Origin of the sequence: Microvirga calopogonii, from assembly GCF_003347665.1 — a bacterium.
GTDB lineage: Bacteria > Pseudomonadota > Alphaproteobacteria > Rhizobiales > Beijerinckiaceae > Microvirga > Microvirga calopogonii.
The window spans coordinates 1-5,412 of sequence record NZ_QDGA01000183.1 but is presented as its reverse complement, the minus strand read 5'-3'; the positions used below and the strand labels follow the sequence as shown (position 1 = coordinate 5,412).

Below are 5,412 nucleotides of genomic sequence, written 5' to 3'. Positions count from 1 at the left end.
AAGCCGTCATGGCGGGCAGTGTGAACAAGGTGATCCTGGTAGGGAATCTGGGGCGTGACCCTGAGGTGCGGCGTCTGTCGAACGGGGAGCCGGTGGTGAACCTGCGGATCGCCACGTCCGAGACCTGGAAGGACAAGGGCACGGGCGAGCGCAAGGAGAAGACCGAGTGGCACTCGGTGGTGATCTTCAACGAGAACCTGGCCCGGGTGGCGGAGCAGTACCTGAAGAAGGGCTCGAAGGTGTATGTCGAGGGCCAGCTGCAGACGCGCAAGTGGACCGACCAGAGCGGCCAGGAGAAGTACACCACCGAGGTGGTGCTGCAGCGCTTCCGCGGCGAGCTGACGATCCTGGACAGCCGCGGCGGCGGCGGCGCGTCCGAGTACGGCGACGAGGAGCCGGGCCAGATCAGCCGCGGCGGCGATTTCGGACGGTCGTCTCCCTCGCAGGATCGGCGGCCCGCTCCGTCCTTCGGTGGCGGCGGCGGTAGCGGCGCCGGTGGCGGTTCGCGCTACAACGATCTCGACGACGACATTCCGTTCTAGAACTTTTCGCCGTCCGTGCACGTGGCAGACCAGGGCGAGAGCCGTTGGAGCCGATGGAGGGCCATCGAACCGGATGGCCCTCCTCGACACACCCACGAATGGACGGTGGAAAGGTCATGAACGGCTGGGGCCGGGCGTCGAGCGACAACGCGGCAGCGAAGTCCTCCGTCGCCCAGGCAACGCGACCGTGGTCAGGTGGGATTGGCTCATGATTTGATATTCTGAGACAATCGCCTGTTCCATGGCGGTCGCGGAGCGTAAAGCCGAAAACTAACCTTGCGTTACATCATGGAAGCTGCTCATCTAGCGGCAGATTCCGGGGCCGTTGCGGCCCGCCTGTTGAGTGAAGATTTCCAGGGTTGTCCTGTCGTGCACTGTTACTTTCATCTTGTGCACACGCACGAACGGATCATCGACGAGGCAGGGATCGAGGTCTCGGATCTGGAGGCAGCCCATTACCAGGCCCTGAAAGCGATCCAGGAATTGCGGCAGGAAGGCGAGGCGGACGAGGTCGACTGGCGCGGCTGGAACCTCGAGGTCGTGGATGAGGCGGGGAATGTTCTGCTGTCGATTCCATTGAACGTGGCGCAACACTGACATGTCCGATGCTCGTTCTCCTCGCTGGCATCGTTCTTACTGAAAACCAGGCCGACCTTTCGCCGACGCGGCCCTCGCGGTCCAAACGACGGGCTCATGCGCCGATTCTGCGTCATATGGCCGTAGCGCAGCGTCGTCCCGGCTCCGAATGGCGGCATCCCAGGCTTGATGTTTCGGGTGAGGAGTGGTTAGCCAGCAGGCACCATCATTCGAGAACGAAGACATCATGAGCCTCTCCTCGCCATCCCTCGACACGCTCTTCACCTGGATCCGCACCGAGAGCCCGACCCATGACCGGGCCGGGGTCAACCTGATGATGGATCTCGTCGTCGCGCAGATGCAGGACGCACCCGTTGCGGTCGAGCGGATCCAGGGCTCCGAAGGCCTCGGCGACGTTCTCGTGCTGCGCGCGGGCCCGCAGACATCGGAGCCGGGCGTTCTGGTCATGTCTCATCTCGATACGGTGCATCCCGTCGGCACCATCGAGAACGATCTGCCGCTGCGCGTCGAGGGCGACCGGCTCTACGGTCCCGGCATCTACGACATGAAGGGTGGCGCCTATTTCGCCCTGGAGGCGTTCAAGGACGTTGCCCGCAGGGGCACGGCGACACGGCCCATCGCCTTCCTGGTGACGCCGGACGAAGAGATCGGCTCGCCGATCACCCGGCCGATGATCGAGGATCTCGGCCGCCGTTCCGCCTATGCGCTCGTGACGGAGCCGGCCCGCGATGGGGGCCAGATCGTCACGGCCCGCAAGGGGGTAGGGCGCTTCGACGTGCACGTGGAGGGCCGCCCGGCCCATGCGGGATCGCGCCACAAGGAAGGCCGCAATGCGGTCTATGAGGCCGCCCGGCTGATCCTCGCCATCGAGGGCCTCACCGATTACGCCCGCGGGATCACCACGACGGTCGGCATGGTCTCCGGCGGCACGGCGGTGAACACGATCCCGCAGCATTGCCGCTTCCCGGTCGACCTGCGCGTCGAGACGGTCGCGGACGGCGAGGCCGTGACGGCCGCGATCCTCGGGTTGAAACCCTCCAACCCGGACTTCAAGGTCTCGGTCGCCGGCGGCATGAACCGGCCGCCCTACGAGCGCACCCAGGCAACCTCGCGGCTCTTCGATCACGCCAAGTCCTTGGCCGCCGAAATCGGCTTCGATCTCGTCTCCGCACCCCGCGTGGGCGGCGGCTCGGACGGCAACTTCACGGCGGCGCTGGGCATCCCGACCCTCGACGGCCTCGGCATCGATGGCGACGGGGCGCACACGCTCCAGGAATACGGCGTGATCTCGTCCATCGCTCCGAGGCAGAAGCTCATGACGCGTCTGCTGGAGACCCTGCGGTAACTGTCTAAGCCGCCGATCCCCGAAGCAGCGCCAGCACGCCGTCGATGATGAACTGCACCGCGAGCCCCGCCAGGATCACGCCGAGCAGGCGGGTGAGGACCACGTTGCCGGTCACGCCCAGCCAGCGGGAGACGCGATCGGCCGCGGAGAACACCACGAGGCAGCTCAGGATGCCGAGCGCGATCAGGATCAGCAGGGCGGTGAGATAGACGACGTTGCCATCCGCCCGCCCGGCGAGCAGGATCACGGCCGTGATGGCTCCGGGGCCGGCCATCAGCGGGATCGCCAGCGGGAAAGCCGCGACGTTGCGGATGTGATCTTCGGTGATGGCAACGTCGGCCGTATGCTGCTTGCGTTCGTTGCGGCGCTCGAACACCATCTCGAAGGCGATCCAGAACAGCAGCAGGCCGCCGGAGATGCGGAAGGCCGGAATGCCGACCCCGAGAAGCCGCAGCAGCACCTCGCCGCCGAGGCCGAAGAATGCCAGGATGCCGAAGGCGATCATGCAGGCCCGAATGGAAACCCGCCGGCGCTCGGCGGCATTCATGCCACGGGTCAGTGAGACGAAGATCGGCGCCAGAGCCACCGGATCGAGGGTGACGAGCAGGGTCACGAGAGCGGCGGATATGTAGTCGAGGAGCATCGGCTGGACCTTCCCTTGAGCTTTGCTTTATGGGGACATCGGGCGGATTTGACGAGGGGCGATGCGACAATGTTCACGGTTTTGGATCGGATCAGCTGGCCGGGGCACCCGGACAAGCCCAACGAGGACATCTGCGGCGTCTCGGGCGATTGGGCCTGGGTGATCGATACCTCGATCTTCCCCCGGACGAGGCCGGTCATGCACGAGACGAGCGATGCCACCTGGCTTGCCCGGTTCGCGGACGAACGACTCTCGAACCTCGCGCCTCATGCGCAGGACGGCGTCACGCTCCTGCGGCACGTCATGGAGGAGGCCCGCACGGCCTACCGGGCCGTCGCGCCCGTGGAGCGGCATGAGGATTTCGTCACGTGGCCTCTCGGGGCCATGACGCTGGTGCGCCGCCGGGACGACGTTCTCGACGCGTGGACCTTCGGCGACACCACGGCCTATGTCCGGCAGCCGGACGGCGCGGTTCAGGTGCTGGGCGACGCCCCCGGCCTGCGTGAGGCGGAAGCCGCGAAGGCGGCCGAGTTGATGCAGCAGGCCGGCTCCCGGCCCACGGCCATTCTCGACGAACCGGTTTTCCTCACGTGGCTCGGCGAGCGCCGGGAGCGCCAGCGGAAAAGCGGCGTCCCGGCGGCGCTCCTGAGCATCAACCCGGATGCCGTCGGCAGGCTGCGGCACCAGACGGCTCTCTGCCTCCAGGGAACGGCGATCCTCCTCGCCTCGGATGGCTTCTCGGCCCTCGTCGATCTCTACGGGGCCATGGACGCCGGGGCTCTCATGGAGGCCGCCATGGCCGACGGTCTCGAGCCGCTGGTGAAGCTGGCACGGGAGATCGAGACCGAGCGCGATCCGGATGGCCGCCTCTTCCCGCGCTTCAAGACGAGCGACGATACGACGGCGATTTTGTTGAGGGCGTAGGCGGGGCCATCATTCCCGGCGGTCAGTCCGGGAATGACGCGTTGCACATTTTTTCGGCTGCACCCAGCTCAAACGGGCTCGCGCTCCATCGCGGCAGGCGTGCCGACCTGCAGCACGGTCAATCGCCGCGTTTCGCCCGTGCGTGTGGTCCAGTCGATCGATTGTCCGACCGGGAGACCGATGAGCGCGGTTCCGATCGGCGTCAGAACCGAGATCTTCCCCTGCGCGATGTCCGCCTCGTGCGGATAAACCAGCGTCACCGTCTGTGCCCGTCCCGTGGTGTCGTCCCGAAAATCGACGGTGCAGCCCATATGGACGGCGTCCGCGCGCTGCTTGTTTCCCGTCAGCACGTGCGCCCGGTCGAGTTCCGCTGTCAGTTCCCGGGCCACATCGGGCATCGTGTGCATGGCCGCCTCGGCAAGTGCTGACAGCTTTTCGTAATCGGCCGCCGTCAACGTGATCCGCGGCTTTGCGGTGGTGGATGCCTTTCTGACCATTCGATGTCTCCTGTTCATGAATGCGCTGCAGCTCAGGATGCCGCGATGGGAACCGGGATCGTCGCCGGTTGCCTGTGAATGGGGAGGGTCGACGTGATCTGATGCATGGACGGAGGACGGCTTCGCGAGGCTGACGGCCCAAAGACACGCCCTCACGCCGGATGAACCGGCGCTCAGTCTCGAAGGATGTCCAGCAGTTCAGATATCATGGAGCGCCCCGAGCTCGGGGACGCGGACGCGCGTTGAGCTCGGGGCTACTTGCCCGCGATGAGGTTGCCTGCCCGATGCAGGCCGCGACGGTATCGTAAGAAGCTCAACATGATGGACCGAGGCTCCTACACCGCGCCGCGTTTGTCAAATGATGCTCGGCCATGCTCTACGCTTGGATGGAGAGGGGATGAGCGTGCTGATTGCCCCCAGCTCCTCCATGGCCTGCCTTGTGCCAGCCGTCCCCGGCTGCCGTGGCCCCCACAGCCCTCATCTTGAGGAGGTCGCGCAGCGACCGTCTCGAAGGATGTTTCAGGGCGCGCTGGAGGCTCCTTCGAGACGCAGCTGCGCTGCTCCTCAGGATGAGGGCAGTGGGATAGGAGACGAGCGCTCCGCGTCCATCCTCTCCACGTCACGGCCGTCCCCGGACTTGATCCGGGGATCAGTCCCGGCCATCCCGATTGTGTGACGCGCGGCGCTCTTCGGATCGGGATCACCGGCACGAGGCCGGTGATGACGGTGCGGGTGTGGTGAGAGAGTGCAATGTTCTTACTTTGTTCTTGACAGGCGGGGCAACCTTGGCTATATCATTGCGTAGATCTGCTCTGACGAGGGGCGCGCTCGCGAGGCGTCGCAGTGTGGGAGCAGGCACGGTCC

Annotated in this window: 6 protein-coding genes; 4 read left to right on the top strand and 2 right to left on the bottom strand. The window is 65.8% G+C overall.

All coding sequences use genetic code 11. The features are described from left to right. Nucleotides 1-8: 8 nt before the first annotated feature. The 3 genes from DDF70_RS35210 (at nucleotide 9) to DDF70_RS35200 (ending at nucleotide 2,484) form a co-directional block, all read left to right on the top strand. The gene (locus DDF70_RS35210; RefSeq protein ID WP_114949135.1) at nucleotides 9-542 is read left to right on the top strand and encodes a single-stranded DNA-binding protein; all 534 of its coding nucleotides are present in this window, start codon (nucleotides 9-11) and stop codon (nucleotides 540-542) included. 369 nt (nucleotides 543-911) lie between these two features. Then, nucleotides 912-1,139, top strand: a complete 228-nt coding sequence (locus tag DDF70_RS35205; RefSeq protein WP_114949136.1) for a DUF6894 family protein — start codon at nucleotides 912-914, stop codon at nucleotides 1,137-1,139. A gap of 226 nt (nucleotides 1,140-1,365) precedes the next feature. Continuing rightward, nucleotides 1,366-2,484 (top strand): M20 family metallopeptidase, encoded by a 1,119-nt coding sequence (locus DDF70_RS35200; RefSeq protein WP_114949134.1) that lies wholly within the window; start codon nucleotides 1,366-1,368, stop codon nucleotides 2,482-2,484. Between the two features lie 4 nt (nucleotides 2,485-2,488). Here the strand turns inward: DDF70_RS35200 and DDF70_RS35195 are convergent, their stop codons facing one another. After that, nucleotides 2,489-3,127: a MarC family protein gene (locus tag DDF70_RS35195; RefSeq protein WP_114949133.1), complete on the bottom strand. Its 639-nt coding sequence runs from the start codon at nucleotides 3,125-3,127 to the stop codon at nucleotides 2,489-2,491. Nucleotides 3,128-3,196: 69 nt separating this feature from the next. On the opposite strand from DDF70_RS35195, the gene DDF70_RS35190 reads away from it, so the two are divergent. Beyond that, a complete protein-coding gene (locus tag DDF70_RS35190; RefSeq protein ID WP_114949132.1) occupies nucleotides 3,197-4,051 on the top strand; it encodes a protein phosphatase 2C domain-containing protein in 855 nt (284 codons plus the stop codon). A gap of 68 nt (nucleotides 4,052-4,119) precedes the next feature. Here DDF70_RS35190 and rnk read toward each other — a convergent pair whose 3' ends face one another. After that, nucleotides 4,120-4,548 carry a nucleoside diphosphate kinase regulator gene (gene rnk, locus DDF70_RS35185; protein ID WP_114949131.1) on the bottom strand — a complete coding sequence of 143 codons (429 nt, stop codon included), beginning with the start codon at nucleotides 4,546-4,548 and terminating at the stop codon, nucleotides 4,120-4,122. Between the last annotated feature and the right edge of the window lie 864 nt (nucleotides 4,549-5,412).

Bases quoted from the DNA above. Each gene is read 5' to 3' on its own strand.
- DDF70_RS35210 (WP_114949135.1), top strand. From the start codon at position 9: ATGGCGGGCAGTGTGAACAAGGTGATCCTGGTAGGGAATCTGGGGCGT.
- DDF70_RS35200 (WP_114949134.1), top strand. From the start codon at position 1,366: ATGAGCCTCTCCTCGCCATCCCTCGACACGCTCTTCACCTGGATCCGC.
- DDF70_RS35195 (WP_114949133.1), bottom strand. From the start codon at position 3,127: ATGCTCCTCGACTACATATCCGCCGCTCTCGTGACCCTGCTCGTCACC.
- DDF70_RS35190 (WP_114949132.1), top strand. From the start codon at position 3,197: ATGTTCACGGTTTTGGATCGGATCAGCTGGCCGGGGCACCCGGACAAG.
- rnk (WP_114949131.1), bottom strand. From the start codon at position 4,548: ATGGTCAGAAAGGCATCCACCACCGCAAAGCCGCGGATCACGTTGACG.